Annotated in this window: 23 protein-coding genes and 2 pseudogenes; 14 read left to right on the top strand and 11 right to left on the bottom strand. The window is 71.1% G+C overall.

Going from position 1 to position 26220, the window contains the following annotated elements:
• Nucleotides 1–14: 14 nt before the first annotated feature.
• Entirely contained in the window at nucleotides 15–1346 is a 1332-nt protein-coding gene (gene lysA, locus IE207_RS15605; protein WP_190184808.1) for a diaminopimelate decarboxylase, read from the top strand.
• Nucleotides 1347–1418: 72 nt separating this feature from the next.
• On the opposite strand, the gene IE207_RS15610 is transcribed toward lysA, so the two are convergent.
• Both IE207_RS15610 and IE207_RS15615 read right to left on the bottom strand, forming a co-directional pair.
• Nucleotides 1419–3356 (bottom strand): APC family permease, encoded by a 1938-nt coding sequence (locus IE207_RS15610; RefSeq protein ID WP_190184809.1) that lies wholly within the window; start codon nucleotides 3354–3356, stop codon nucleotides 1419–1421.
• Between the two features lie 630 nt (nucleotides 3357–3986).
• Complete coding sequence (locus IE207_RS15615; protein ID WP_190184810.1) at nucleotides 3987–5870, bottom strand: APC family permease; 1884 nt, start codon at nucleotides 5868–5870, stop codon at nucleotides 3987–3989.
• Between the two features lie 243 nt (nucleotides 5871–6113).
• Here IE207_RS15615 and kdpF (IE207_RS15620) point away from each other — a divergent pair, with 243 nt between their 5' ends.
• From kdpF (IE207_RS15620) to IE207_RS15675, 12 genes are all read left to right on the top strand, one after another.
• Nucleotides 6114–6203: a K(+)-transporting ATPase subunit F gene (gene kdpF / locus IE207_RS15620; protein ID WP_190184811.1), complete on the top strand. Its 90-nt coding sequence runs from the start codon at nucleotides 6114–6116 to the stop codon at nucleotides 6201–6203.
• A gap of 34 nt (nucleotides 6204–6237) precedes the next feature.
• Nucleotides 6238–6987, top strand: coding sequence for a DUF4118 domain-containing protein (locus IE207_RS15625; protein ID WP_190184812.1), 750 nt, complete (start codon nucleotides 6238–6240; stop codon nucleotides 6985–6987).
• 97 nt (nucleotides 6988–7084) lie between these two features.
• Nucleotides 7085–7240 carry a hypothetical protein gene (locus tag IE207_RS15630; protein WP_190184813.1) on the top strand — a complete coding sequence of 52 codons (156 nt, stop codon included), beginning with the start codon at nucleotides 7085–7087 and terminating at the stop codon, nucleotides 7238–7240.
• Entirely contained in the window at nucleotides 7237–7326 is a 90-nt protein-coding gene (kdpF, locus tag IE207_RS15635) for a K(+)-transporting ATPase subunit F (RefSeq protein ID WP_037884112.1), read from the top strand. Before IE207_RS15630 ends, kdpF (IE207_RS15635) begins: the two co-directional genes overlap by 4 nt.
• Before the next feature lie 6 nt (nucleotides 7327–7332).
• A complete protein-coding gene (gene kdpA / locus IE207_RS15640) occupies nucleotides 7333–8997 on the top strand; it encodes a potassium-transporting ATPase subunit KdpA (protein WP_190184814.1) in 1665 nt (554 codons plus the stop codon).
• Nucleotides 8994–11096, top strand: a complete 2103-nt coding sequence (gene kdpB, locus IE207_RS15645) for a potassium-transporting ATPase subunit KdpB (protein ID WP_190184815.1) — start codon at nucleotides 8994–8996, stop codon at nucleotides 11094–11096. Before kdpA ends, kdpB begins: the two co-directional genes overlap by 4 nt.
• Before the next feature lie 6 nt (nucleotides 11097–11102).
• A complete protein-coding gene (locus IE207_RS15650) occupies nucleotides 11103–11837 on the top strand; it encodes a potassium-transporting ATPase subunit C (RefSeq protein WP_190184816.1) in 735 nt (244 codons plus the stop codon).
• Nucleotides 11838–11962: 125 nt separating this feature from the next.
• Nucleotides 11963–12652, top strand: coding sequence for a response regulator (locus IE207_RS15655; protein ID WP_190184817.1), 690 nt, complete (start codon nucleotides 11963–11965; stop codon nucleotides 12650–12652).
• 39 nt (nucleotides 12653–12691) lie between these two features.
• Nucleotides 12692–15235, top strand: coding sequence for a DUF4118 domain-containing protein (locus IE207_RS15660; protein WP_190184818.1), 2544 nt, complete (start codon nucleotides 12692–12694; stop codon nucleotides 15233–15235).
• A gap of 530 nt (nucleotides 15236–15765) precedes the next feature.
• Nucleotides 15766–15930, top strand: a complete 165-nt coding sequence (locus tag IE207_RS15665; RefSeq protein WP_190184819.1) for a hypothetical protein — start codon at nucleotides 15766–15768, stop codon at nucleotides 15928–15930.
• A gap of 520 nt (nucleotides 15931–16450) precedes the next feature.
• Nucleotides 16451–16696, top strand: a complete 246-nt coding sequence (locus IE207_RS15670) for a hypothetical protein (protein WP_190184820.1) — start codon at nucleotides 16451–16453, stop codon at nucleotides 16694–16696.
• Between the two features lie 107 nt (nucleotides 16697–16803).
• The gene (locus tag IE207_RS15675; RefSeq protein ID WP_190184821.1) at nucleotides 16804–17364 is read left to right on the top strand and encodes a hypothetical protein; all 561 of its coding nucleotides are present in this window, start codon (nucleotides 16804–16806) and stop codon (nucleotides 17362–17364) included.
• Nucleotides 17365–17675: 311 nt separating this feature from the next.
• On the opposite strand, the pseudogene IE207_RS33185 reads toward IE207_RS15675, so the two are convergent.
• Nucleotides 17676–17842: pseudogene (locus IE207_RS33185) on the bottom strand (pirin family protein); the annotation flags it as partial.
• A gap of 126 nt (nucleotides 17843–17968) precedes the next feature.
• Between IE207_RS33185 and IE207_RS15680 the strand changes: the two are divergent.
• Nucleotides 17969–18660: pseudogene (locus IE207_RS15680) on the top strand (alpha/beta hydrolase).
• Between the two features lie 23 nt (nucleotides 18661–18683).
• Here the strand turns inward: IE207_RS15680 and IE207_RS15685 are convergent.
• Genes IE207_RS15685 through IE207_RS15720 form a run of 8 tightly spaced genes read right to left on the bottom strand, consistent with a single transcriptional unit; the run spans nucleotide 18684 to nucleotide 26215 of the window.
• On the bottom strand, nucleotides 18684–19859 hold the full coding sequence (locus IE207_RS15685) for an NADase-type glycan-binding domain-containing protein (RefSeq protein ID WP_190184822.1): 1176 nt from the start codon (nucleotides 19857–19859) through the stop codon (nucleotides 18684–18686).
• Between the two features lie 5 nt (nucleotides 19860–19864).
• Nucleotides 19865–20437 carry a phage tail protein I gene (locus tag IE207_RS15690; RefSeq protein ID WP_190184823.1) on the bottom strand — a complete coding sequence of 191 codons (573 nt, stop codon included), beginning with the start codon at nucleotides 20435–20437 and terminating at the stop codon, nucleotides 19865–19867.
• Nucleotides 20434–22416 (bottom strand): putative baseplate assembly protein, encoded by a 1983-nt coding sequence (locus tag IE207_RS15695; protein ID WP_190184824.1) that lies wholly within the window; start codon nucleotides 22414–22416, stop codon nucleotides 20434–20436. Before IE207_RS15695 ends, IE207_RS15690 begins: the two co-directional genes overlap by 4 nt.
• Nucleotides 22416–22838 (bottom strand): GPW/gp25 family protein, encoded by a 423-nt coding sequence (locus IE207_RS15700; protein ID WP_190184825.1) that lies wholly within the window; start codon nucleotides 22836–22838, stop codon nucleotides 22416–22418. Before IE207_RS15700 ends, IE207_RS15695 begins: the two co-directional genes overlap by 1 nt.
• Nucleotides 22838–23155: a PAAR domain-containing protein gene (locus IE207_RS15705; protein WP_190184826.1), complete on the bottom strand. Its 318-nt coding sequence runs from the start codon at nucleotides 23153–23155 to the stop codon at nucleotides 22838–22840. Before IE207_RS15705 ends, IE207_RS15700 begins: the two co-directional genes overlap by 1 nt.
• A 46-nt stretch (nucleotides 23156–23201) precedes the next feature.
• A complete protein-coding gene (locus IE207_RS15710) occupies nucleotides 23202–25019 on the bottom strand; it encodes a VgrG-related protein (RefSeq protein WP_190184827.1) in 1818 nt (605 codons plus the stop codon).
• Complete coding sequence (locus IE207_RS15715) at nucleotides 25016–25741, bottom strand: CIS tube protein (protein WP_190184828.1); 726 nt, start codon at nucleotides 25739–25741, stop codon at nucleotides 25016–25018. Before IE207_RS15715 ends, IE207_RS15710 begins: the two co-directional genes overlap by 4 nt.
• Nucleotides 25742–25789: 48 nt before the next feature.
• Nucleotides 25790–26215, bottom strand: coding sequence for a phage tail protein (locus IE207_RS15720; RefSeq protein WP_190184829.1), 426 nt, complete (start codon nucleotides 26213–26215; stop codon nucleotides 25790–25792).
• Between the last annotated feature and the right edge of the window lie 5 nt (nucleotides 26216–26220).

The raw sequence follows: 26220 nt of genomic DNA on the forward strand, positions 1-26220 counted from the left end.
AGGGGGACCGCGCGATGACCACCGCTGTCATTCCGGCCTCGGAACCGGGCACGGGCGACCTCTCCGTCTGGCCGGCGTCCACCACCCGGCTCCCGCACGGCGGCCTGGCCGTGGGCGGCGTCGACCTCGTCGAGGTGGCGGAGCGCTTCGGGACCCCCGTCTACGTCCTGGACGAGGGTGAGGTGCGCGGGCGCTGCCGGACGTACAAGGACGCCTTCCCCGAGGCCGAGGTCCACTACGCGGCCAAGGCGTTCCTCTCCCGGGCCATGGTGCGCTGGGTGCAGGAGGAGGGCCTGGGCCTGGACGTCTGCTCGGCGGGGGAACTGGAACTGGCCGTCACGGCGGGGTTCCCGCCCGACCGGATCGTGCTCCACGGCAACGCCAAGTCTCCGCGCGACCTCGACACGGCGCTGCGCCTGGGGATCGGGCGGATCGTGATCGACAGCCCGTCGGAAATCGCCCGCATCGCCGCCGCCGTCGGGCCGGACGGCCGCCAGAAGGTGATGGTGCGGGTGGTCCCGGGCGTCTCCGCCGGCGGCCACCACAAGATCCGCACGGGTAGCGACGGGCAGAAGTTCGGGCTCTCCCTCAGCGACGGATCCGCACTGCACGCCGTGGCACGGGTCCTCGCCCAGCCGCAGCTGGAGCTGACCGGGCTGCACTGCCACATCGGCTCCCAGATCACCGAGGTCAAGCCCTACCTCACGGCCCTGCGCCGCCTGGTCGGGCTGATGGCCCGCATCCGCGACGCCCACGGCCGCGTCCTCCCCGAGCTCGACATGGGCGGCGGCCACGGCATCGCCTACCGCCCGGGCGAAGCGGCCCTCGACGTCACCACGCTCGCCCGCAGGCTGCGCGGTGAGCTGACCGAGGCCTGTGCCGGGGCCGGGTTGCCCGTCCCGCGGCTGGCCGTCGAGCCCGGCCGGGCGGTCGTCGGGCCGGCGGGGGTCGCCGTATACCGGGTCCTGGCCGTCAAGCACACCGGGGAAACGGTGTTCGTCGCCGTCGACGGCGGTATGAGCGACAACCCCCGGCCTGCTCTGTACGGGGTCCGGTACGCGCCCCGGCTGATCGGCCGGGCCGGGGCGGCTCCCCGTACGGCCACGGTCGTCGGCCGCCACTGCGAGGCCGGGGACGTCCTCGCTGCCGGGGTGGAACTGCCCGGCGACGTCCGACCCGGCGACCTGATCGCCGTACCGGTGTCGGGGGCGTACCAGTTGTCCATGGCGTCCGGCTACAACATGGTGGGCCGGCCGCCAGTGGTCGCCGTGCACGACGGCACCGCCCGGCTCCTCGTCCGGCGCGAGACCCTGGAGGACCTCCGCCTGCGGGACATCGGCGGGTGAGGCCGCCTCGCCGGCCGCCCCGAGGACGAGTACGGTCCGGCGGGATTGTGGTCGGCTTGCTCACGCCGCGCGTCAGCCGGCGTGGACGTGCGGGCGGCGGCTGCGGTCCGGTTCGGCTTCGCGGATGACCTCGCGGGTGACGGGGGCGACCTCGCCCTGGCCGAAGAGGAAGAACCGGAAGAAGTTGGCCATCGGGTTGCCCTCGGTCCACTCGAAGTAGATGTGGGGACGTTGGCCGGTCTCGTCCCGGACGTGGAGCATGAGCGCGGCGAGGGCGTTGGGGATGCTGGAGCTCTCCAGGGTCAGGACGCGGTAGCGGCCGTGGAGGACTTCGCCGCGTACGCGCATGCCGGATTCGAATTCGGAGGCGTCCAGGACGGTGACCTCGACGAAGACGACGTCGTCCTCGGCCGGGATGTCGTTGTCCGCGCGGATCTGCGCCTTCTTCTGCCGGTACTCCTCCAGGTCCCGGTTGTCGGGCTCGTTGGCGATGAACCGGATGGTGCGGTTGGCGGTGTCGCGGATGAACCGCTGCGCCATGTCGTCGAACTCGATGTCCGTGACGCGCAGCTCGAAGACGCGGGCCAGACGCGAGAGGAGGGAGAGCGCCATGATGCCGGCGATGAAGCAGGCGCCGATCTTCACGCCGTCGGGGCGCTCGGCGACGTTGATCGCGGTGGTGTAGATGAAGACGGCCGAGATGATCCCGAAGCCGATGGTCCAGCCGCGCTCCCCGGCCCGCCGGGCCGCGATGGTCACGGCGACCGCCGCCGAGGTGATCAGGACCAGGACGCCCGTGGCGTAGGCGCCGCCCTGGGCGTCGACGTCCGCGTTGAAGAGCCAGGTCACCAGGAAGGCGATCAGCGTGAAGACGATCACCATCGGGCGCAGGGCGCGGGCCCAGTGCGGGGCCATGCCGTAGCGGGGCAGGTAGCGCGGCATCAGGTTCAGCAGGCCGGCCATCGCCGAGGCGCCGGCGAACCACAGGATGCAGATGGTCGAGACGTCGTAGACCGTGCCGAACGCGGAGCCCAGGTACTCGTGGGCCAGATAGGCCAGGGCGCGTCCGTTGGCCTCGCCGCCCGGCTGGAACTGGGCGGCCGGGATCAGCAAGGTGGTGATGAGGCTGGAGCAGATCAGGAAGATGCTCATGATCACGGCCGCCGTGGTCAGCAGCTTCTTGGCTCCGCGGATCCGCCCGGCGGGCTTCTCCTCGGTGTCCGCGGGGTCGCCCTCGACGTGTGGCATGACCGCCACTCCGGTCTCGAAGCCGGACAGGCCCAGCGCGAGCTTGGGGAACACGACGAGCGCGATGGCGATCATCATGAAGGGGTTGCCGTGCTCGGCGGTCAGCGCGGTCGTCCAGTCGGTGATGACCTGCGGCTCGGTGAACACGTTCCACAGCCCGACCGCCACGACGACGACGTTCAGGGTGAGATAGGTGGCCACCAGGACCACGGCGACGCCGATGGCCTCGCTGAAGCCCTTCAGGAAGACGCCGCCGAGCAGTGCGATCAGGATCAGGGTGATCAATACCTCGTGGCCGTGCAGGGTGCTGGTGAGGTGCGGGTTCTCCACCATGTGCGCGGTCGCGTCGGCGGCGGAGAGGGTGATGGTGATGAGGAAGTCGGTCGCCGCGAACCCGAGCAGGGTCAGGACGAACAGCTTCCCTTTCCAGAACGACAGCAGCTTCTCCAGCATGGCGATGGAACCCTCGCCGTGCGGGCTCTCCTCGGCCACCCGCCGGTAGACGGGCAGCGCGCCGAGGAGGGTGAGCAGCACGAGCACGATGGTCGCCAGCGGCGACAGCAGGCCCGCCGCGAGGAAGGCGATGCCGGGCTGGTAGCCGAGGGTGGAGAAGTAGTCGAGACCCGTCAGGCACATCACCCGCCACCACGGCCGGCCGTGCGGCTGGGCCGCCGCCTCCTTGGCTGCGGGCGAACTGGTCTGGGCGGTCAAGCCTTCCAGCATCCACGCGCGCAGGCGCGAAGAGCGGGCAGGGGTGGCCATCGTCGGGCGCTCCTGTCGTACGGCATGGGATTCGGCCATCGGAGTCGACGGCTGGGCCAGCGTACGCAGCGGGAACACAGCCAATACGTCTATATCCTCGCCTGACGGAATCCTGACGCGCTCTTAACGCCTTTCCTTCCGGTGGCGTACCGAACGCGCTCCCTCCGCGGCAGAACCCCGCAGGGTGGGCTCCCGCCGGCCCATGGCTGCCGTCCCGGCCGGGCATCATTGCGGCGAGAAGTCGGGATTCGCCTGCGAAACAGCCGGCAGCTCGGCGAAGCGCCGGTTCTGAGAGGTTCCACCGGCAAGATCGCTCAGCGCGTAGTCCGTGGTCTGGAAGCCGTCTCGGTGTCGGAACTCAGCGCCCCGCATACCGAGCCGGACGGCGCGTGCCTTCGCCCCCGCAAGGGCCGGGATCACATAGCCCGCCGCACGAGCTGCCCCGTCGATCCGCCACACCGACACCGCCCCGGGGCTCGTCGCCCTTGTTCCCGGCCTCCCGAACGACGACGCCGGCGGACAGCACCGGCTTCTTCACCAGTTCGCGCGGTCCGGGACGGTCGGTTGATAGGAGTCCGCGGAGTTCCCCGGCGGCGACACAAGGTATTCATGCCTCCCGCACAACACCCGTCAACGTGCGTCGGCCGTGATGCGGAAGCGCAGTCGGCAGATGACGGCGTCGGTGTCGCGGCGGACGGCGTGGGCGACGACGGAGCCGCGCTGGTTCTGGAGCAGCCGCTGCCACAGGTGGGCGGGTTCGGTCTCCGGGATGAGCACGGTCACCTGGGAGTCGGCGTGAGCCTGCGCCAGCTTCCGCACGTACGCCGACAGCGGGCGGCCGAGCGAGCGGGCCTCCGAGGAGAGCTCGACCAGTTCGACACCGGGCTTCCACAACTCCCAGTCCCGCCGTAAGGCTTCGGCCACCTGACGGTCCTCGGGAGCCGGGTGGGTGACGGTCACGGCGAGGACTTCGTCGCCGAGCGAACGAGCGGCCGTGAGGGCCTGGCTCGTCAGCCGGGACAGACCGGAGACGGGGACCACGACCACGGAGCGGGAGCGCCGCGGGGCCTGCGGGATCCGGCCCAGCTCCAGGCGTTCGCCGATCTCGGTGTACGCACGGTGGACCTTCTCGAAGCCGAGGACGAGCAGCGGCAGCGCGACGACGATCAGCCAGGCGCCCTCGGTGAACTTGGTGGCGGTGACGACGACCGCCGAGACTCCGGTCAGCAGCGCGCCGAAGCCGTTCAGCGCCGCCTTCGCCTGCCAGCCGCGCGGGCGCTCCCCGTACCAGTGCCGGACCATCCCGACCTGGCAGATGGTGAAGCCGATGAACACGCCGATGGCGAAGAGCGGTACGAGGGTGTTGGTGTCACCGCCGGAGAGGACGAGCAGGAGGGCGGAGAGGAGCGCCAGCCAGACCACGCCGTGGCGGTGGACCTGCCGGTCGGCCTTGAGCGCGAACACGTGCGGCAGGTGGTTGTCTCGGGCCAGCAGGCTCATCAGCACGGGCAGCCCGCCGAAGGAGGTGTTCGCGGCGAGCGCGAGCAGCACCATGGTGGCGAACTGGACGACGTAGAAGGCGAGGTCGTGGCCGAAGGACGCGTCCGCGAGCTGAGCGAGGACGGTGACGCCCTCGACGGGCTGGAGGTGGAAGCGCCCGATGAGGACCGACAGGCCGATCAGCATCACGCCCAGGAGCGCGCCGAGCGCGACCTCGGTGCGCTGCGCGCGGCGGGCGGCCGGGGCGCGGAAGGAGGGCACGGCGTTGGCGACTGCCTCGACTCCGGTCAGGGCCGAACAGCCGGCGGCGAAGGCCTTCAACAACAGGAGCGCGCCGACGGTGGTCGCGCCCTCGCCGAGGGCGGAGGCGTGCCCGGCGGCGGAGGCGGTGCTGACGGGAGCGTCACGCAAGAGCCCGACGACGACCATCGCGAGGATCGACCCGACGAAGACGGCGGTGGGGACGAGGAACGCCTTCGCGGATTCCACGAGCCCGCGCAGGTTCACGGCGGTGACCAGGACCAGGACGCCCAGGCAGATCCACACCCGCTCCCCGTACAGCCCGGGGAACGCCGAGGTCAGGGCGGCCACTCCGGCGGTGACGGAGACGGCTACGTTCAGGACGTAGTCCAGGATCAGCGAGGCGGCGGCGACCAGGCTCGTACGCCGGCCCAGATGCCGCTTGGCGACCGCGTACGAGCCACCGCCGTCCGGGAACGCCGCGATGACCTGCCGGTACGAGGCCACCAGCACGGCGAGGAGCGCGGCGATCGCCAGGGTGACGGGGAGCGTGAACCCCATGCCGTAGGCGCCGGCCGCGGCCAGGACCAGCACGACCGATTCCGGCCCGTACGCCACGGACGCCATCGCGTCCAACGACAGCGCGGCCAGCCCCTGGAGGGCGGTCAGCCGGTGCCGGTGCTCCGCCGCCAGCGCGCGGACACCGGTATCAGGAGGTTCCTCCGTGCCCGGAACCTGCCCCGCAGTGCCGGTCTTTCCCATGTCTATCGACATCTCTCGCTGTTCCTCCGTTGGACAAAGTGAGGACAGCGTCGGAATTCCATGGCCGGATCGCCAGGGTCCTTGACGTGGTCCATACGGCCGCCACGCCAGTGTTCACGCGCTCTTGATGCCGAAGCGGGAAAGCCGTATGAGGTGCGTCAAGACCTCGCCGGGGTGCGTGGCCGTGCCTCTGACGGGGGCAGAGTTGAACAGGGGTGCTCCCCAGCCCGTCCCCGGCAAAGGGAGAAGGTTCAGATGGAAGCGGAGGACGTGGTCGGGCTGGTCGTCGCCCTCCCTCTGCTCGGCTATCTCGTGACCGCACTGATCAGGCCCGAGAAGTTCTGATCCAAAGCCCTCGTGTCCGGACAGGAGGCATCACATGTCCGGGTATCGCCACCGCGACGCTGCCGCCCTGTTCGCGGCCCTCGCGGCCCCCTTCCTCGTGGCGCTCGCGCTCGTGCCCTTCCGTACGGACCTTTCGGCGACGAACGCGGCCCTGATCCTCGTCGTCGCGGTGGTCGCGGTCGCCGCCGTCGGCACGCGGACCGCCGGAGCGGTGGCCGCACTGTCGGCGGCCGTCTGGTTCGACTTCTTCCTGACCGAGCCCTACCAACGGTTCGCGATCACGGAACCCGATGACGTCGAGACGGCGGTCCTGCTGCTCGTCGTCGGCCTGATCGTCTCCCAGCTGGCGGTACGTGCACGCCGACTGCGGACAACCGTGATCACCGACGCGGCCCATCTGTCGAGCCTCCAGGGAACCGCCCGGCTGGCCGAGGACGGCCGCTCGCCGGAGGCGGTCGTCGAGTACGTGCGCCGGGAGCTCGTCGGCCTGCTCGGGCTGGGCGGCTGCCGCTTCCAGTACGGGACCCTGATGGGCAGCCTGCCGCGCCTGGAGCACGACGGCGGAGTGTGGCTGAACCGTCCGGGCCGGGTGACGGAGTACGCCGACTGGCCGGACGGCGAGACCGAGTTGCGGGTCATCGGCGGCGGACACTACTACGGCCGCTTCCTGCTGGACCCCCTCCCCGGCCCGCTGCCCCCGGAACAGGACCGCCTGGTGGCCGTCGCACTGGCCGCACAGGCCGGCTCCGCCCTGGACACGGCAGGCCTGGACCACCTGGGCTGACCGGGCCTTCCCGTCCCTTCCCGTCCCTTGCCGTAAGGGTGACGTTAAGAGTTCCCCCGCGCCCGTATGGACACCGTCAAGGCGTCTCAACGCCGGGATGAAGACACGGTTATCTCGTCATCGGCCATCTGGCCGATTCATTACTTCCCACTTCACTCAGGAGCTCACGATGGCCGATCTGGCCTTCGTCGTCACCACGGTCGCGGTGTTCGCGCTGGTGGCTCTCATCGCCAAGGGGGTGACCAAGCTGTGAACGCCGAGAACATCGTCGGCCTCGTCGTGGCCGTCGCCCTGCTGGGCTACCTCGTCCTCGCCCTCGTCAAGCCGGAGAGGTTCTAGCCACCGATGAGTCCCGTTCTCGCTGGTGTGCTCCAGCTCCTCGCACTGATCGCCGCGCTCGCGCTGGCCTACCGCCCCCTGGGCGACTACATGGCCCGCGTCTACTCCTCCGAGAAGCACTACAAGCCGGAGAAGTGGATATACAAGGCCATCGGCGCCAACCCGTCCGCCGAGATGCGCTGGCCCGCCTACCTGCGCGGCGTCCTCGCCTTCTCCGCGGTCAGTGTCCTGTTCCTGTACGCCCTGCAGCGCGCCCAGGGCGTCCTGCCCGGCTCGCTCGGCTTCCAAGCCATCGACCCGGACCAGGCTTTCAACACCGCCGCGTCGTTCGTGGCCAACACCAACTGGCAGTCGTACTCCGGCGAACAGGCCATGGGCCACGTCGTGCAGACCGGTGGCCTGGCGGTGCAGAACTTCGTGTCCGCCGCGGTCGGCATGGCCGTCGCGGTCGCACTCGTACGGGGGTTCGCGCGCTCCCGTACCGGTGAGCTGGGCAATTTCTGGGCGGACCTGGTCCGCGGCACTGTCCGGATCCTCCTGCCGATCGCCGTGATCGGCGCGATCGTCCTGGTCGCCTGCGGTGTGATCCAGAACTTCGCCGGGATCCACGAGGTCGGCCAGTTCTTGGGCGGCTCGCAGCAGTGGAACGGCGGTGCGGTCGCCTCGCAGGAGGTCATCAAGGAGCTCGGGACGAACGGCGGCGGCTACTTCAACGCCAACTCCGCCCACCCCTTCGAGAACCCGACCCCGTTCTCCAACCTCTTCGAGATCTTCCTGATCCTCGTCATCCCCTTCGCGCTGACCCGCACGTTCGGCCGCATGGTCGGGAGCCTGCGCCAGGGTTACGCAATCCTCGCCACCATGGCCACCATCTGGATCGGCTTCACCGCGCTGATGATGTGGACCGAGTTCGCGCACCACGGCCCGGCCTTCGACGTCGCGGGCGGCGCGATGGAGGGCAAGGAGACCCGTTTCGGCGTCGGCGCCTCCGCGATCTTCTCGGTCGCCACGACCCTGACCTCGACCGGCGCGGTCAACTCCTTCCACTCCTCCTACACCGGCCTCGGCGGCGGCATCCAGCTGCTGGGCATGCAGCTGGGCGAGATCGCCCCCGGCGGTGTCGGCTCGGGCCTCTACGGCATGCTCGTCATGGCGATCATCGCGGTGTTCATCGCCGGTCTGATGGTCGGCCGGACGCCCGAGTACCTGGGCAAGAAGATCGGCACCCGCGAGATCAAGTTCGCGGCCTGCTACATCCTCGTCACCCCGGCCCTGGCCCTCGGCTTCACCGCCGCGGCCATGGCCCTGCCCACCCCGCCCCACTCGATGCTGAACTCCGGGGCGCACGGCTTCTCCGAGGTCCTGTACGCCTACACCTCGGGCGCCAACAACAACGGCTCCGCCTTCGGCGGCCTCAACGCCGACACCCAGTGGTTCAACTCGACCATCGGCATCGCCATGCTGCTGGGGCGCTTCCTTCCCATGGTGTTCGTCCTCGCCCTGGCCGGCTCCCTCGCCGGGCAGAAGCCCGTCCCCGAGACCGCGGGCACCCTCCGTACCGACAAGCCGCTCTACACCGGCCTCCTCGTCGGCACGATCCTCATCGTCACCGGTCTGACCTACTTCCCCGCCCTCGCGCTGGGACCGCTCGCCGAAGGGCTCGCATCATGAGCACCGCCACTGAGACCCGTGCTCCGCACGAGGACCTGCCCACGGACCACAAGCCGCCTGCCGGCCGCGTTGGCGGCGGCCTGTTCGACCCCAAGCAGCTGGTCAAGTCCTTCCCCGACGCGGTCCGCAAGCTCGACCCCCGCGTGATGGTCAAGTCGCCGGTCATGTTCGTCGTCCTGATCGGCTCGGTGGTCACCACCGTGCTCGCGCTCATGGACCCGAGGGACTGGTTCGGCTGGGCCATCACCGCCTGGCTGTGGCTGACCACGATCTTCGCCAATCTCGCCGAGGCCGTGGCCGAGGGCCGCGGGAAGGCGCAGGCCGACACGCTGCGCAAGGCCAAGACCGACTCCGTCGCCCGCCGCCTGACCAAGCACGGCGGCGAGGAGTCCGTACCGGGCACCGAGCTGAAGATCGGCGACCTGGTGGTCTGCGAGGCCGGGGACGTCATCCCCGGTGACGGTGACGTCGTCGAGGGCGTGGCCTCGGTCGACGAGTCCGCCATCACCGGCGAGTCCGCTCCCGTCATCCGGGAGTCCGGCGGCGACCGCTCGGCCGTCACCGGCGGCACGAAGGTCCTCTCCGACCGGATCGTCATCAAGATCACTACGAAGCCGGGCGAGACCTTCATCGACCGGATGATCGCTCTCGTGGAGGGTGCGGCCCGACAGAAGACGCCCAACGAGATCGCGCTCAACATCCTGCTGGCGTCCCTCACCATCGTCTTCCTGCTGGCCGTGGTCACCCTGCAGCCCTTCGCGATCTACGCCGGCGCCGAGCAGTCGATGATCGTGCTCACCGCTCTCCTCGTCTGCCTGATCCCGACCACCATCGGCGCCCTGCTCTCCGCGATCGGCATCGCCGGCATGGACCGCCTGGTCCAGCGCAACGTCCTGGCCATGTCGGGCCGGGCCGTCGAGGCCGCGGGCGACGTCTCGACCCTGCTGCTCGACAAGACCGGCACCATCACCCTCGGCAACCGCCAGGCCTCGGAGTTCGTCCCGGTCAAGGGCACCACCGAGGCCGAGCTGGCCGACGCCGCCCAGCTGTCCTCGCTGGCCGACGAGACCCCCGAGGGTCGTTCCATCGTCGTCCTGGCGAAGGAGGAGTACGGGCTCCGCGAACGTCACCAGGGCGAGCTGGAGCACGCCGAGTGGATCGCCTTCACCGCCCAGACCCGTATGTCGGGCGTGGACGTGGACGGCAAGCAGACCCGCAAGGGCGCTGCCGGTTCGGTCATCACCTGGGTCAAGGAACAAGGCGGCCAGGTCGCCGACGACGCCGACCTCCTCGCGAACGAGATCTCGGAAGCCGGCGGCACCCCGCTCCTCGTCGCCGTCGACGACGAGAAGGGCGCCCGCATCCTCGGTGTCATCCACCTCAAGGACGTCGTCAAGGAGGGCATGCGCGAGCGGTTCGACGAGCTGCGCCGCATGGGCATCAAGACCGTCATGATCACGGGCGACAACCCGCTGACGGCCAAGGCGATCGCGGAGGAGGCGGGTGTCGACGACTTCCTCGCCGAGGCGACGCCCGAGGACAAGATGGCCCTGATCAAGCGGGAGCAGGCCGGTGGCAAGCTCGTCGCGATGACCGGCGACGGTACGAACGACGCCCCGGCACTGGCCCAGGCGGACGTCGGCGTGGCGATGAACACCGGCACCTCGGCCGCCAAGGAGGCCGGGAACATGGTCGACCTGGACTCCAATCCCACCAAGCTCATCGAGATCGTCGAGATCGGCAAGCAACTCCTCATCACCCGGGGCGCGCTGACCACCTTCTCCATCGCCAACGACGTCGCGAAGTACTTCGCGATCATCCCGGCCATGTTCGCCGTGGTCTACCCCGGCCTCGACAAGCTCAACATCATGAGCCTGCACTCGCCCGAGTCGGCGATCCTCTCCGCCGTCGTCTTCAACGCGCTGATCATCATCGCGCTCGTTCCGCTCGCCCTCAAGGGCGTGCAGTACAAGCCGACCAGCGCCGACAAGATGCTCCGACGCAACCTGGGGCTGTACGGCGTGGGCGGCCTGATCGCCCCGTTCATCGGCATCAAGATCATCGACCTCCTCATCACCCTCATCCCCGGAATCGGCTGAGACGACATGAACAACTCTGTAGGCAACACAGCACGGTTGATCGGGGCCGGCCTGCGCGCCCTGCTCGTCCTGACCGTGATCTGCGGGGTCCTCTACCCGCTCGCCGTCACCGGCATCGCCCAGGCCCTGTTCAACGACAAGGCCAACGGCTCCGAGATCAAGGACAAGAGCGGCCAGGTCGTCGGGTCCTCCCTCATCGGGCAGACCTACGACCTCCCGAAGCAGGCCCCTTCTGATCCGACTGCGGGCGACGACGCCGAAGAGGCCGCGAAGCCGGACCTGCGGTGGTTCCAGCCCCGCCCCTCCAACGGCCTCGGCGCCAACAGCGTCAACACCCGGTACTCGCTGATCCTTTCCGGCGCCACCAACCGCTCCGCGGACAACGGGGCCGTGAACGGCAAGTGCACCAAGGATTCCGAGGAAGGCAGCCTCTGCGCGCAGGTAGTCGCTGCCAAGGAGGCGGTCATCGCGGAGAACTCCACCGCCTCCTACAAGGTCGAGCCCGAGGACGTGCCGGCCGACGCCGTCACCTCCTCCGGCTCGGGCCTGGACCCGGACATCTCTCCCGAGTACGCCAAGCTCCAGGTTCACCGGGTCGCCGAGCAGAGCAAGCTCGACGTCAAGCAGGTCGAGAAGCTCGTCGCGGACCACACCACCGGCCGGACCCTCGGCTTCATGGGCGAGCCCCGTGTCAACGTCCTCGAGCTCAACACCGCCCTCAAGGCACTGACCAAGAGCTGATGTTCCCCCATCGCACGGACCGGGAGCCGGCGGGGCGCGGGACTCCCCCAGCCAACGCCGGGAGGGTGCCCGAGCGCCCCGCCGGCTCCTCACCGTGCCCGTAACGAAGGAAAGGCTGCACACCGATGACCCGGGTGCTGGTGGTGGAGGACGATCCCCGCCTCGTCCGCGCGCTGAAGATCACCCTTCAAGCGCGCAAGTTCGAGGTCGAGGAGGCCGCCGATGGCGGCTCGGCCCTGCGGCTCGCGGCCGCACGCAAGCCGGACGTCATAGTGCTGGACCTCGGGCTGCCCGACATGGACGGCGTCGACGTGATCAAGAACGTCCGTGGCTGGAGTCGCGTGCCCATCCTGGTCCTCTCCGCCCGGCACACCTCGGAGGACAAGATCCGGGCCTTGGACGCCGGCGCGGACGACTACGTGACGAAACCGTTCAGCATGGACGAGCTCCTGGCCCGCCTGCGGGCAGCCGCTCGGAGGCACGAGGCCCCGGCGGCATCTCAGCCCGACGAGGTCGCCGTCGTGACGACTGAGGAGTTCACCGTCGACCTCGTCGCACGGAAGGTGCGGCGGGGAGACCGCACCGTACGCCTGACTCCCACGGAGTGGCACCTGTTGGAGATCCTCATCACCCACCCGGGCCGACTGATCACGCAGGCTCGCCTGCTGCTGGAGGTCTGGGGTCCGACGTACGGGGAGAACACCAACTACCTGCGCGTCTACATGGCCCAGCTACGGCGCAAACTGGAAGCGGACCCCTCGCACCCCCGCTACCTCATCACCGAACCGGGCATGGGCTACCGCTTCGAACCCTGATCATCCGCCCGATCGTCAACAGAGAAGAAGAGTCTGAACATGGGACGCGGCAAGCTCCGCATCTATCTTGGTGCGGCACCGGGCGTCGGCAAGACGTACGCGATGCTCTCCGAGGCGCACCGGCGGGTCGAGCGGGGCACCGACTGCGTCGTCGGCTTCGTCGAGCACCACAACCGTCCGCGGACGGAGGTGATGCTGCACGGCCTCGAGCTCGTCGAGCGACGCGAGCTGGAGTACCGCGGGTCCACCTTCACCGAGATGGACGTGGACGCGATCCTCGCCCGCCGCCCCGCCGTCGCCCTGGTGGACGAGCTCGCCCACACCAACGTGCCCGGCTCGCGCAATGCCAAGCGCTGGCAGGACGTGGAGGAGCTGCTCCAGGCGGGCATCGACGTCGTCTCGACGGTGAACATCCAGCACCTGGAATCGCTGGGTGACGTGGTCGAGACGATCACCGGGGTGCGCCAGCGCGAGACCGTGCCGGACGAGGTGGCCCGGCGGGCGGACCAGATCGAGCTGGTGGACATGTCCCCGCAGGCGCTGCGCCGCCGCATGGCCCACGGCAACGTCTACAAGCCGGACAAGGTCGACGCGGCCCTCTCGAACTACTTCCGCCCCGGCAATCTGACCGCGCTGCGTGAGCTGGCGCTGTTGTGGGTGGCCGACCGGGTCGACGAGTACCTCCAGCAGTACCGGGGCGAGCACAACATCCGCTCGACCTGGCAGGCGCGCGAGCGGATCGTCGTGGGTCTCACCGGCGGTCCCGAGGGCCGTACGCTCGTCCGCCGCGCCGTCCGCCTCGCCGAGAAGGGCGCGGGCGGCGAGGTCCTCGCCGTCTACATCGCCGCGAGCGACGGGCTCACCTCCGCCTCGCCCAAGGAGCTGGCTGTTCAGCGCACGCTGGTCGAGGACCTCGGCGGCACCTTCCACCACGTCATAGGCGATGATGTCTCGGACGCCCTGCTGGAGTTCGCCCGGGGGGTCAACGCCACGCAGATCGTGCTGGGGGTGAGCCGCCGCCGCTCCTGGCAGTACGTCCTCAGCCCCGGCGTCAGCGCCACCGTGGCCCGCGAATCGGGCCCGGACCTCGACGTCCACATCGTCACCCACGACGAGGCCGCCAAGGGCCGCGGGCTGCCCGTCGCCCGCGGCGCGCGGCTCGGCCGGTCCCGCATCATCTGGGGCTGGCTGACCGGCATCGCCGGCCCCGCCGTGCTCTCCGTGCTGCTCAGCCAGCTCGTCCCCGAGCTCGGGCTCGCGAACGACATGCTGCTCTTCCTCACGTTCACGGTGGCGGCGGCGCTGCTCGGCGGGCTGCTCCCCGCGCTCGCCTCGGCGGCCTTCGGGTCCCTGCTGCTGAACTACTACTTCACCCCGCCACTGCACGAGTTCACGATCTCCGACCCGAAGAACATCGTGGCCATCGCGATCTTCGTCGGCGTGGCGGTGTCCGTGGCCTCCGTGGTCGACCTCGCCGCCCGGCGCACCCACCAAGCCGCCCGCCTGCGCGCCGAGTCCGAGATCCTCTCCTTCCTCGCCGGCAGTGTCCTGCGCGGCGAGGACTCCCTCAGCGCCCTCCTCGAACGGCTGCGCGAGACCTTCGCGATGCAGTCGGTGGCCCTCCTGGAACGCACCAGTGAGGTCGACCCCTGGACCACTGCGGCATCCGTCGGCACCGGCCCTGTCAGCCGGCCCGAGGACGCGGACGTGGACCTGCCCATCGGCGACAACATGGCGCTCGCCCTGACCGGCCGAGTCCTGCCCGCCGAGGACCGCCGCGTCCTGGGCGCCTTCGCCGCTCAGGCCGCAGTCGTGCTCGACCGCCAGCGCCTCGTCGACGAGGCCGAGAAATCCCGCGAACTCGCCGAGGCCAACCGCATCCGTACAGCGTTGCTCGCCGCGGTCAGCCACGACCTGCGCACCCCGCTCGCCGGCATCAAGGCCTCCGTCACCTCGCTGCGCTCCGACGACGTCGCATGGTCCGAGGAGGACAGGGCCGAACTCCTCGAAGGCATCGAGGACGGCGCCGACCGCCTCGCCGCCCTGATCGGCAACCTCCTCGACATGTCCCGTCTCAACACCGGCACCGTCGTCCCGCTGATCCGGGAGACCGACCTCGACGAGATCGTCCCCATGGCCCTGGGCGGCGTACCGGAGGACAGCGTCGAACTCGACATCCCCGAGACCTTGCCGATGGTCGCCGTCGACCGGGGCCTGCTGGAGCGCGCCGTCGCCAACATCGTCGAGAACGCCGTCAAGTACAGCCCCGCCGGCCGACCCGTCAGCGTCTCTGCCAGCGCCCTGGCCAACCGCGTCGAGGTCCGCGTCGTCGACCGCGGACCCGGAGTCCCCGACGAGGCCAAGGTAAGGATCTTCGAACCCTTCCAGCGCCACGGGGACGCGCCGCGCGGAGCGGGAGTGGGCCTCGGCCTCGCGGTCGCCCGCGGCTTCACCGAGGCCATCGGCGGCACCCTGGCAGCCGAGGACACCCCGGGCGGCGGCCTCACCATGGTCCTCACCCTGCCCAGAGCGGGGTACGGTCCTCCGGTATCACCGCAGATCCCGACGTCCGCCGTTACCTGACGTCGAGGCGACCGACCGAAACACGCGAGCCGTCCGGCCCCGGTATCCCCACAACGGAGGGCCGGACGGCTCATGTGTTGTGCGACGGGTGACCGGCACGCGGTCGCATCGGTCCGTACCCCCACGGCGGGACCCTGCGCTGTTTCGGCGGTGTTCAGGTCACCACCCGCCGGCCGCGTGCCGCCGGTCCGTCGTCCGGCTCCGTCGCCACACCAGTCTGCGCACGGCGAGCGGCCCCGGCAGCACTCCTTGACGGGTTCCTTCCGCGTGGAAGTCGATCTTTGATGCGGTCCTGACGCAGCGGCATCAGAAGGCCGCGCGCACCTGCCACCAGCCCCTGACCAAGGGCGCTGACCGAGGAGGCCCAGACGGTCACCGACCGGCTGATCGCCGCCGCCGGCATCAGCAGTGCCCAGCTCCGGCCGCCCGCCGCCGACTTCACCCTCCTGGAGGAGGTCGAGAACCTCACCCACGCCGTCGTACACGACCACGCGCGCCCATCAGCCATTGGCCGCGCACGGGCGTTGTCGGTGGGCTGGCCGCCGTACGCCCTGGCGGTCGCCGCGACGCCCGGCCACGACTACCGTGGGAGCCGGTACGCGGAGCTGGACCGCGAAACGCCGCTGGCCAGGCGGCCGCAGGTGGTGCTGACCGACCAGGCCCGTCGTCGGCGGCGCCGCGCAGCGCGGCGTTGACGCCCTCGCAATCAACGGGGCCGCCTTCGAAGGAGTACGCGGTACCCGGCGATGTGTGCGGCGTCGAGGTCCACTCCGCTCTGCTGAAACCGCTGCTTCCGCCGGGTGGTTCGGTCAAGCAGGGCGACACCGTCGCGCGCGGTGAAGACATCACCGGTCGCGGGATGGAGGTCGACAAGCGCCGCGAGCTGACGTTCCGGGCAAGCATGGTGGCTGCTGATGTGGACCCTCTGCGGGTCAAGACCGTAACCTCCTGGGCGTTGGGAAACCTCAGGAGGCCGGCGTCGGCACCGATGCCCGGATCGCGGGCAGCGCGGCGATGGCGTACAGCGCCTGCACGTACAAGGGTGTGCCACGCCGGTACGTGGTGGAGGTCTGGGCACAAAGGCTCCGACCGACGTCAACGAACGCCGCGAGGACCTCGCGCGCTTCGTCGCCGCCTACCTTCCGGCCGCGCAGAAGCGAGCCGGCTGCACCCCGTGATCAGAAGCACCATCCCCTGCAATCCGAGGAGACGGCTGTGCCGTACGACGACGAACCGGTCTTCAAACGGAGCAAGTGGGGTACGAACCGCTACTCCTACAACCCCTACAACCCCGTCGGGCTCGCCCTCATCATCGTCACCCTGCTCTTCGCCGGGACGATGCTCATCCTCATGGCGAACCGGGCAGGTCCCTTCAAGCCCTCGCCCGCCCCCGCACCTTGGAGCCCGCCGCCGTACGACTACTCCCGGCCAACGCCTTCGATCAGCCCACCGGGCCCTTGAAGCCGGTGGCGTTCCGTCGGGCAGTCCCATCAAGATGGCGTAGCCATCACATCAGAGGTGCGTCAGCGTCCGACTCCAAAGCCGCTACCAGCCCTAACGTCGCTCTCATGGAACGACGTTTCACACATGCCGCGACCGGCGCACACGGTGCCGCAGCGGCATCTCCCGGGCCCTTCGCACACGACGTCCACTGGACCGGTGAGCGGCGCTCCGCGATCGGTGTCGCGTTCCTCCTCTTCACGGCTCTGTTCGGCATGGACGCCGGTTTCGGGAGCCTCGATCTGACACGTGGCGCCCTGTGGAGCGGCCTCGCCGGCCTGGCCTTCGTGATCTTGTACCCGTCCCGGGTCTCCGTACGTCCTGGACTGCTGAGCGCCTGCGGACTGCTCATGACGGACACGGTCCGTACCGACCGCCTCGTCTCAGTCCGGTGGTCCGACGGGGTGGCCCAGCGGATGATCCTTCGCGACACGGACGGAAGTCAGGTCGAGATCGACCCCACCGTGCTGGTCCGCAACCCGGCGATGTGGCACCTCCTCGACACGGACACGCGCGCGTCGATCCAGCGCGGCACCCTGCTCTCCAGCGTGACCGTCCTGCGACAGCTGGCGCAGCGCATCGACCGCGAGACGGCCCAAACGGTCTTCAAGGTCTCCGGCTTGGAATGACCGCCCACGCCCTCTCGCCAGTCAGTGGTCCCCGCTTGCGTGCTGCTGCCGCAAGCGTGAGCATCACCGCGAACCCGGTCCCGTCGGTTGCGGGTTCGAGAGTGCCGCCCGTGCTCTCCGTGAGGTCACGGGACGTCCGCAGGGCCAGACCGTCGGCGGCGCGGCTCTCCGACCGCATGGATGCGGTCACCCGGTTCCCCGAAGAGGGCACTCCCCTGGGCGTCGGGCGCAGGGGTTACGGCCCGCGGGCCGAGGTCACGCGGTAGACAGCTGCAAGCGTCACCCCCAGCCCGACCACGCGAAGCAGCAGGTCAGCGGACCCTTCCCCTGGGCTTCAAACGAGTTGGCGGGAGTTGCGGAGCAGGGATCGGAGGGCCGTCGTAGCCCGTGACCTCGCCGTGGCGGGTGCCGTTCGTCCAGTCCTGCGGAACTGTTCGATGTCCTCCTGGGACCGCCCGATCCAGTTCCAGAACGTAACACGAGATATCCGTCTTCGTGCAGGTCAGGAACGTGGTGGACCCCGAGGACGTAGACGTACGGCGACGCGTGCTCGGAGCGATTCCGGTCCCCTTGTGTCATCGTCTACCTCCACGGCGCGGGCTGGGTGTTAGGCAACGCCCGCACCCACGACCGGCTCGTACGCGAACTCGCCGTCGGCGCGGACGCGGCCGTGGTCTTCCCCGAATACGACCTCGCGCCCGAACACCGCTACCCCGTCGCCATCGAGCAGAACTGGACGGTGGCCCGCTGGACCGTCACCGACGGCTCCGCCCACCACCTCGATGCCACCCGCATCGCGGTGGCAGGAGACTCCGTCGGCGGCAACATGAGCGCGGCCCTCACCCTGACGGCCAAGGAACGCGGCGGCCTGGACCTGCGCCGGCAGGTCCTCTTCTACCCGTCACCGACGCCGCCTTCGACACCGGCTCCTACCACCAGTTCGCCGAAGGCTACTACCTGCGCCGCGACGGCATGCAGCGGTTCTGGGACCAGTACACCACCGATGAAGCCGACCGCGACCGGATCACCGCCTCCCCGCTGCGCGCCACCACCGACCAGCTCGCCGGCCTGCCCCCGGCCCTCGTCATCACCGCCGAGGCCGACGTCCTGCGCGACGAGGGCGAGGCCTACGTCAACAAACTCCGCACCGCCGGAGTCCCCGTCACCGCCGTCCGCTTCCAGGGCGTCATCCACGACTTCGTCATGCTCGACGCCCTGCGCGCGACGCCCGCCGCCGACGCCGCCATCGCCATGGCCGCGGTCACCCTGCGCACCGCGCTCCAATCCGACCGGTAGGAGCGGGCGGACCCCGGCCGGCATCAGGAACGTTGGAAGAACTCCACTTCCGCCAGGGCGAGATGGCGGCCCTGGTCCAGTCCGGCGGGTGCGTCGAGGGTCAGCCGGATCGACGTGGCGTCGCTGATGCCGGTGGGGAAGGTCTGCGGGCCCGGTTTGTCGCTGAGGGCGAGGCTCTTGTGGTGCTTCCCGCCGTCCCGCGCCGTCACCTCCATCTCGATCTGGAGCGCCCGGCCCTGGCGCGCGTACTCCTCCGGGGAGGGCGAGGCGCCATTGGTGACGATCACGCCGACCAGCCGGAAGGGCTTGGCGAAGGTGTACGTCACCGAGGCGCCGGGGCCGGGCGCGCCCCAGTAGCGGTTGCTGAGCCCGTCGGTGGTGCTGTCCGGCGGGTGCCCGGGCAGCTCGGCGGTCGCCTCGACGCGGGTCGGGGTCACCGCCTTGCTCTTGCCGAGCTTGTCCCGGGTGTCCTCGATCAGCTGCCGGCCGGCCGGCAGCAGCAGGAAGCCGCCGGCGCACAGGGCCAGTACGACGGCCAGGATCACGAGGAAGCGCACCAGCCGGCCGGAGCCGGCGCGGGTGCGGCGGCGCAGCGGCCAGATCGTCCGCCACCATGGAAGCGCCGGCGCGACGGTGCCGGGCGTCAGCGGCGTCGCACAGCGGCGGCAGAAGCGCCGGTCGGGCGGGTTGGGCGTACCGCAGGAGGGGCACGGCACCCCGGACACGTCCTCGCCGACCGGGGGCGCGTTGACGACCGGCCGCGGAGCGACGGCCCTCGCCGGGCGCACGGGCACCGGATCGGCGGCCGCCCGCCCCGCGGGCGGCGCGGCGGCGGGCCCCGGACCGGCGGGGGGCACGGGGTCGGCGGGGGGCACGGGGTCGGCCGGCGGGGTGGTGCGCCGCGGCGGCGCGGGGCTGTCGGGCGGCGCGGGGGCGTTCGAGGCGCCGTCGGCCGGTTCCGCGGTCGACGCGGAACCGGCCGGGGCAGAACCGGCCGGGGCAGAACCGGCCGGGGCAGAACCGGTCGACGGCGGCGCGGGATCCGGGGTGGCCGCAGTGGCCGGGGTGGCCCGGCTCGGTTGCGGGGGCGGCGTCTCCCGCGTCGCGGCGGCGTCCGACCAGCCGAGGTAGGAACCGCAGTTGCCGCAGAAGTCGTCCGTCGGTTCGTTCGAGGCACCGCACACGGGGCACGCGCGCATCGCCGTCACCTTCCTTCACCCGCGGGCGGGCCCGGCAGGACCTCGACCCGGCAGACCGTGTGCACCGGACAGAGGGACCGGACCAGCGCGCGCACCCGGTCCGCGTCCACCTCGTGGGCGCCTCCCCCGGCGGGCGGCCACACCCGTACCAGGACCTCCCCGGCCGGCGCGGGCGGCGGCTCCGCACCCGCCGTACGGGACCACGCGGCCCCGCCGTCCCCGCTGACCTCGGCGACGACGCCCAGGACCAGCCGCAGCGCCTCGACCAGGCCGCGCCGGGTACCGCGCCGGCGGTGCAGTTCCACCGCCCGGGCCACCGCCTCGCGGCGCAGCTCGACCGGCCACCGGGGGTCGTCCACGCCGCCGACCCAAGTGGCCAGCCAGGACAGGAAGTCGGCCGGGGCCAGCCGGGGGTCGAAGTACGCGGGCAGGTTGTCGAGAGTCGCGAACACCGGGGCCAGGACGGTGTCCAGGCCCGCGGTGAACCGCTGCGCGAAGTCGTCCTCGGCGTACAGCGCGGGCAGTTGCCCGCCGATCGGGTACCGGCTGGGCAGGCCCGGGACAGCGGCCCGGCTCATCCGCGCACCTCCGGCTCGCGCGCCGTCACGACCACCTGGTGCTGGTAGGAGAAGACCAGCGCGCCCGGTCCGATGTCGATCCGGTCGACCGGGGCGCCGCGCCGCCCTGTGATCGGGTCGGCGGCGAACAGCCGGATCTCCTCCACCAGCACGTCCCCGATGGCGCGTTGCAGCACGCCGAACACCTCGCCGTACTGCACCGGCCGCCCGAACGGCCAGCCGGTGCCGTCCGGCCCGCCGCGCAGCGGGTTGAGGTGGCGGAACAGCGCGGCGAGCGCCGCGTCCCGCACCCGGTCGGCGTCCGCCTCGGGCGCCGACAGCCGGGCCACCACGGTGACGCCCTGGTAGACGGGCGGCTCCACGATCAGCCGGGTGCCGATCAGACGCCGTTCGTCCAGGGTCGTGGTGACCGCCGTGAGCACCTGGTCGGAGGGGATCAGCTGCTCGAAGCGCAGCCGGTCGCCCTCGTCGGCCACCGCGTCCGGCACCACGAGGACCCGCACCGCGCCCGGGCCTCCCCCGCCGTCCCGGTCGGGCAGGCAGCGGACGCGGCGCACCGAGGGCGCCGCCTGGCGGGCGATGATCTCGTAGTCCTCGGCGGTCACCGCGCGCTCCTGCATGCGCAGCGTCTCCGGCGCCCGCAGCTTGGCGTTGTCGATGCTCTCCCCCGCGACGCCGCCGCGCGCCGCCTCCCGGTTGACGACCCGGGCGACGTACGGAACGGAGCTGCGCAGGACGGAGATCGCCCCGCGGGAGACGTTGCCCGCCGGGCCACCGCCGGTGCGGTAGCGGGCCACGCGGACCTGGGAACCCTTGGGCGGTACGGCGCCGCAGGGGCGCAGCGTGCCGTCAGCCTCGCGCAGCACCGGCGGAAACAGGAACTCGCCGTTCGTGGCGTCCACCCGGACGTGCCGGTCCGTGGGTCCCGAGCGGCCGAAGTGCTCCACCACCTCCCAGCGCTGCCATCCCTCCGGGGAGGACACCTCCACCACCGGGGGCTCCCCGTCGAGCAGTACGGGCGGCCGGCCGAGGCGGAACGTCTGCCCGGCCACCCCCTCCGACGCGCCGAGCGGTACGTCGGCCACGCGCTCGGCGTGCTCCACGGCCATGGTGCCGCCGACGGTGAACACTTCGGCCTCGCGCACGGTCGGGGACTCCGAGTAGAACGGCTGGCCGGGTTCGGCCTCGGTGACCCGGCAGCGCAGCCAGCCCGCGCGGATCCCGCTGATCAGCGACGCGGTGTGCCCGGCGGGCACGTACACGATGACCTCGCCGGGCCGGTTCAGGCCGCCGGTGCTGTCGTCGCCGGTCTCGCAGCGCTGCCACCGGCCGCCGTCCCACGCCTCCCACACCAGCGGGGGCTGGCGCGGGTCGACGCCGACGCCCTCGACACGGCTGTCGAGGCGGACCGCGACCACACAGCGCGGTACCGCCGTCGGCAGGCCGAACAGCAGCGCGTCACCCGGCTCGGGCGCCGCCTGGAAGCACGGGATGTCCAGGCCCTCGGCGAGCGCCCCCGTCCGGTCGGTCACGTCACCGCTACGGGGCGCGGTGACCAGGCGCGTCAGCTCGCTCGGCACGATCCGCAGGTCGTCGGTGGTGGCGAAAACCACCGCCTCGGTGTCGGTCTGCGGATCGCTCTCGCCGGCCGCGGTCGTCACCTCGGTGCCGGCGGGCAGCGTCACCGTCTCCGGCTGCGGGGCCGACAGCCAGAAGTCGACATCGGCGACGGCGGCCGACGGCGGGTACAGCTGGATGCCCAACAGGTCCAGGAACGCCAGGTAGTTCTTGTCCGGCACCCGGTTCAGCCGGTACAGCAGCTGGTCCACGAGGTACGCGAACGTCTCGATCAGGGTGACGCCCGGGTCGGAGACGTTGTGGTCGGTCCACTCCGGGGCGCGCTGCTGCACGTACCGCTTCGCCTCGTCGACGAGTTGCTGGAACCGCCGGTCGTCCAGGTTGGGGGAGGGCAGGGCCATCAGTCCGCGACCATTTCCTCGGCCCCCTCCTCGGAGGGGATCGTGTAGAAGGGGAAGACCAGGTTGCGCCGGTCATTGGTGGTGCGCACCGTGTAGTGCACATCGATGTAGAGGGTGCCCGCCTCGACGGCGTCGAAGGCCACGACGACCTCGTCCACCGCGATCCGGGGCTCCCACCGCTCCAGCGCCTCGCGCACCTGCTGGGCGACCCGCCCGGCGGTGTCGCCGTCGCCGGGGGCGAAGACGTACTCGTGGATGCCGCAGCCGAACTCGGGCCGCATCGGCCGCTCGCCGGGCGCGGTGCCGAGCACGAGCCGGATGGCCTCCTCCAGCTCCCGTTCCCGCTCGACCATGGCGATCCCGCCGGTCGGCCCGACCCGCAGGGGGAAGGCCCAGCCGCGTCCGATGAACCGCTCGCTCATCACACACCGCCGATCAGGACGGTGGGGGCGCCGGTCAGGACCATCGCGCCGCAGGCGGTCTGGTCGCGGGCCCTGGCGGCGGGCAGCCCGCCGATGAGCACCACCCCCGCGGTGGCCGCGGCCGGGTTCGGTACGAGTACGTTGGCCGGCCCCAGGGCCGCGTGCGGCACGACCGGGCAGACGTGCAGGCTGCCCACGACAGCCGCGGGCAGGCCGCCGATCAGCACCGTCGCCACCGTCGCGGCGGCGCCGGGCGGGGGCGTGCCGATCCGGCCACCGTGGTTGGTGGGGTCGCCGGTACGCGCTGCGGCTGGCATCGGGTGCTCCTAGGGGAAAGCGGTAGCGGGAGGAGAGCGGGAGGGGTCAGTTGATGCGGATGAGGCGGGCCTTGAGGACGCCGAGCAGGCCGCCGTTGATGGTGACGTCGGACGTTCCGTTCACCTGCACCGACCGGCCGCCGATGGTGACCCCGGCGGTGCCGTCGATGTCCACCTGCCGGCCGGACACCTTCACGGTGCCCCGCCGGGCATCCAGCGTGATGCCGTTCTTGTCCAGGAGGACGGAGGTCAGCGGGCGGCCCCGGCCCGCGTACACGGTGAGCTCGATCCGGTCCCGGCGGTCGTCCATGCGTACTTCGAGCCGCTCGTCCCCGGTCACCAGCCGCAGCCCGGAGGGCCCCGGCGCCCGCGCGTCCAGCAGCTCCACCCGGTGGCCGGAACGGGACACCACCGAGCGGCGGTTGACCTTGCCGCTGGTCTTGTCGATCAGCGGCACGTCGTGCGGGGAGGGCTGGTCCACCCCGTTGTACAGGCCGCCGATGACGTACGGACTGTCAAGCAGCCCCTGCTCGAAGCCGACCAGCACCTCGTCGTTGACCTCGGGACTCACCACACCGCCACCGCCCTTGCCGCCCCACTGGACGGTGCGCACCCAGTCGGTGACGTACGTGTCGTCCAGCCAGGGGAACTGCAGCCGGACCGCGCCGCGTTGGGAGCCGTTCGGCTCGCGCACGTCCGTCACCACGCCGATCGCCAGACCGGGGATGCGCGGGCCGCGCCCGGGCGCGTTGGCGCCGGTCACCAGGCCGGCCAGGGAGCGGTCCGGGCTGGCGCTGACCCACACGGTGGTGCGGTAGCCGCCGTGCGGTTCCAGCACGTGCTGCACGGCAGTCGCCGTGTACCGGCCGGAGAACGCCTGCCCGACGTTGCCGAGCGCCACCGGCTTGCCCGCCCGCAGCATCGGATTGCCCTCGGCCACCGCCTCCAGCTCGCCGAACCCGGCGCTGACCTGGCCGGCCGCCGCCTTCGCGACAGCCGTCGTCTCGGCCTGCGTACGGTACGGAGTGTCCGTGACGGCCACCGCCGACGTCCCGAACCGGGCGCCGAGCTGGGGGCTGAGACCCGGCGCCACGGTGTCGCTGACCACGGACGGCTGCTCCGCGACCAGCGGCCGCTTCGTGGTCACGTCCCAGCCGCGCACCTGCACCTTCGAGGCGCCGTCGGCGGCCGACAGGGCGGCGCGCAGGGCGAGGAGGTTGCGTCCGTACTCCAGGACCATCGGGTTGCGCGCGGCCGACGTCGACGGGGCGGGTGCCCCGGAGGCCTTGGTGGGCTTGGTGAACTGGAGCAGGCCCTGGTCGTCGACGCGCACCAGCGCGCCGCTCTCGGCCGCGAGGTACTGCAGGAAGTCCCAGTCGGAGACGTTCGCTTGCGACAGCTGCTTGTACGTCACCGGCGCCGCCTCCACCTTCCCGACGGCGAGCCCGGCGCCCGCGGCCACCTTGCGCACGATCGCGGCGGCCGTCATGTTCCGGTACGCCACGACCTTGCGGCCGCGCTGGAGGCGGTGCGCCTTGGAGTAGGCGCGTACCACGGTGAACGAGCCGGTCCGGTCCCGGTCGATCTCCAGGGCGGTGACCTCGCCGTTGAACAGCCGCTCCCGGGCCTGCCCCTTCACCGTCATCACCGACACCCGCAGCGGGCTGCCGATGGTGATGCCGGTGGCGCGCAGGAACTCGTGATCGGGGTCGCGGTAGGTGAGCACCGCCGTGTCCGGCAGGCCCACGTTCTCGTCCACCACGCAGCTCACCAGCTGCGCCGCCCAGATCGGCGCGAGTTCGCCGGGCGCTTCCACGATCGGGTCCGCCGCGAACGACCGGCCCCCGGATTCGGCTCCGCTCACCGCTGCTCCTCCTCGCCGTGGGTGTCCTGCAGGCCCGGCACCACGAGTTCGGATCCGGGGACGAGCGCCATCGGGTCGTCGATGCGGTTGGCCTCCGCGATGGCCCGCCAGGCCGTCGCGTCGCCGTACTCGCGCCAGGCCAGCATCGCCAGGCTGTCCCCCGCCACGACGGTGTGCGTACTGCGGGCGGTGCGCGCGCCCGACGTGGGGTTCTGGCCGGGCGGATCGACGCTCGCTTCCTCGATGGACAGCGAGCAGGTGGCCCGCAGCGGCTTGCCGTCCACGTCGAAGAGCGTGTACGAGACCGAGAGGTTCGACAGCACCCCGTCGAAGGACGTCGTGCGTGCGCTACCCCACTCGAAACGCACCCAGGGGCTCGCCGGCTTCTTCCGGCCGAGGCTGGCGGGCGTCGGCACGCAGGCCTTCATCAGCTTCTCCACCGCCTGCTCCACCGAGTTGTCGTGTTTGGCGGTGGCATCCAGGAACACGTCCAGGCTCAGCGTGCGCGGGCCGCTGCCCACGAACTCGGGCAGGGCCGACTGGCCGGCCATCCGGGAGGGGGTGCGCCGCCACTCGGTGGTCTTGCCCAGCTGGAGGGTGGAGGGGTTGAACTGCAGGTCGAGCTTCGCGATCGTCCCGCCGGGCCTGGCCCCGACCGAGGCCGGGGGCTCTTTGAGGGTGAGCTGGGCCCGGGCGCGGCTGGCGCGTGCCGATGAGGCCATGGCCGTGGGGTTCCTTCCGGAGGGGGGTTGCGGGGGCGGGGCGGGCGGTCAGGAGGGGAGCAGGCCCTCGTGGGCGATCTCCAGCGTCTCCACCGCCGCTTCGGAGTGGGCCGGGTCGAAGGACGGGCCCTGCCAGCGCACCGGGACGATCCCGAACACCTGCCAGCTGATGATCCGGCTCAGATCGGGGCGCAGGGCGACGATCTCCCCGTCCTTGGGCTCGACCCGCCGCAGCGTCTCGTCCAGCCAGCGGCCGATCTTCGCCGTGTCGGCGGTGACGGGCCGGGTGAGGGTGATGTTCGACCAGGTCACACGGCCGGGCAGTTGGTGGGTGAAGCCGTTGTTGCCGCCTTCGGCGTAGCTCTCCATCTCGACCTCGGCGCCCATGCCGGAGCAGGTGTGGAAGGCGCCGAGGTCGTTGCCGCCGATCGCCAGCCGGAAGAACACGCTGGTCGCGAAGATGTTGTCCGTCATCGTTT

This window comes from Streptomyces cirratus (genome assembly GCF_014650775.1).
In the GTDB taxonomy this organism is placed as follows: Bacteria; Actinomycetota; Actinomycetes; order Streptomycetales; family Streptomycetaceae; genus Streptomyces; species Streptomyces cirratus.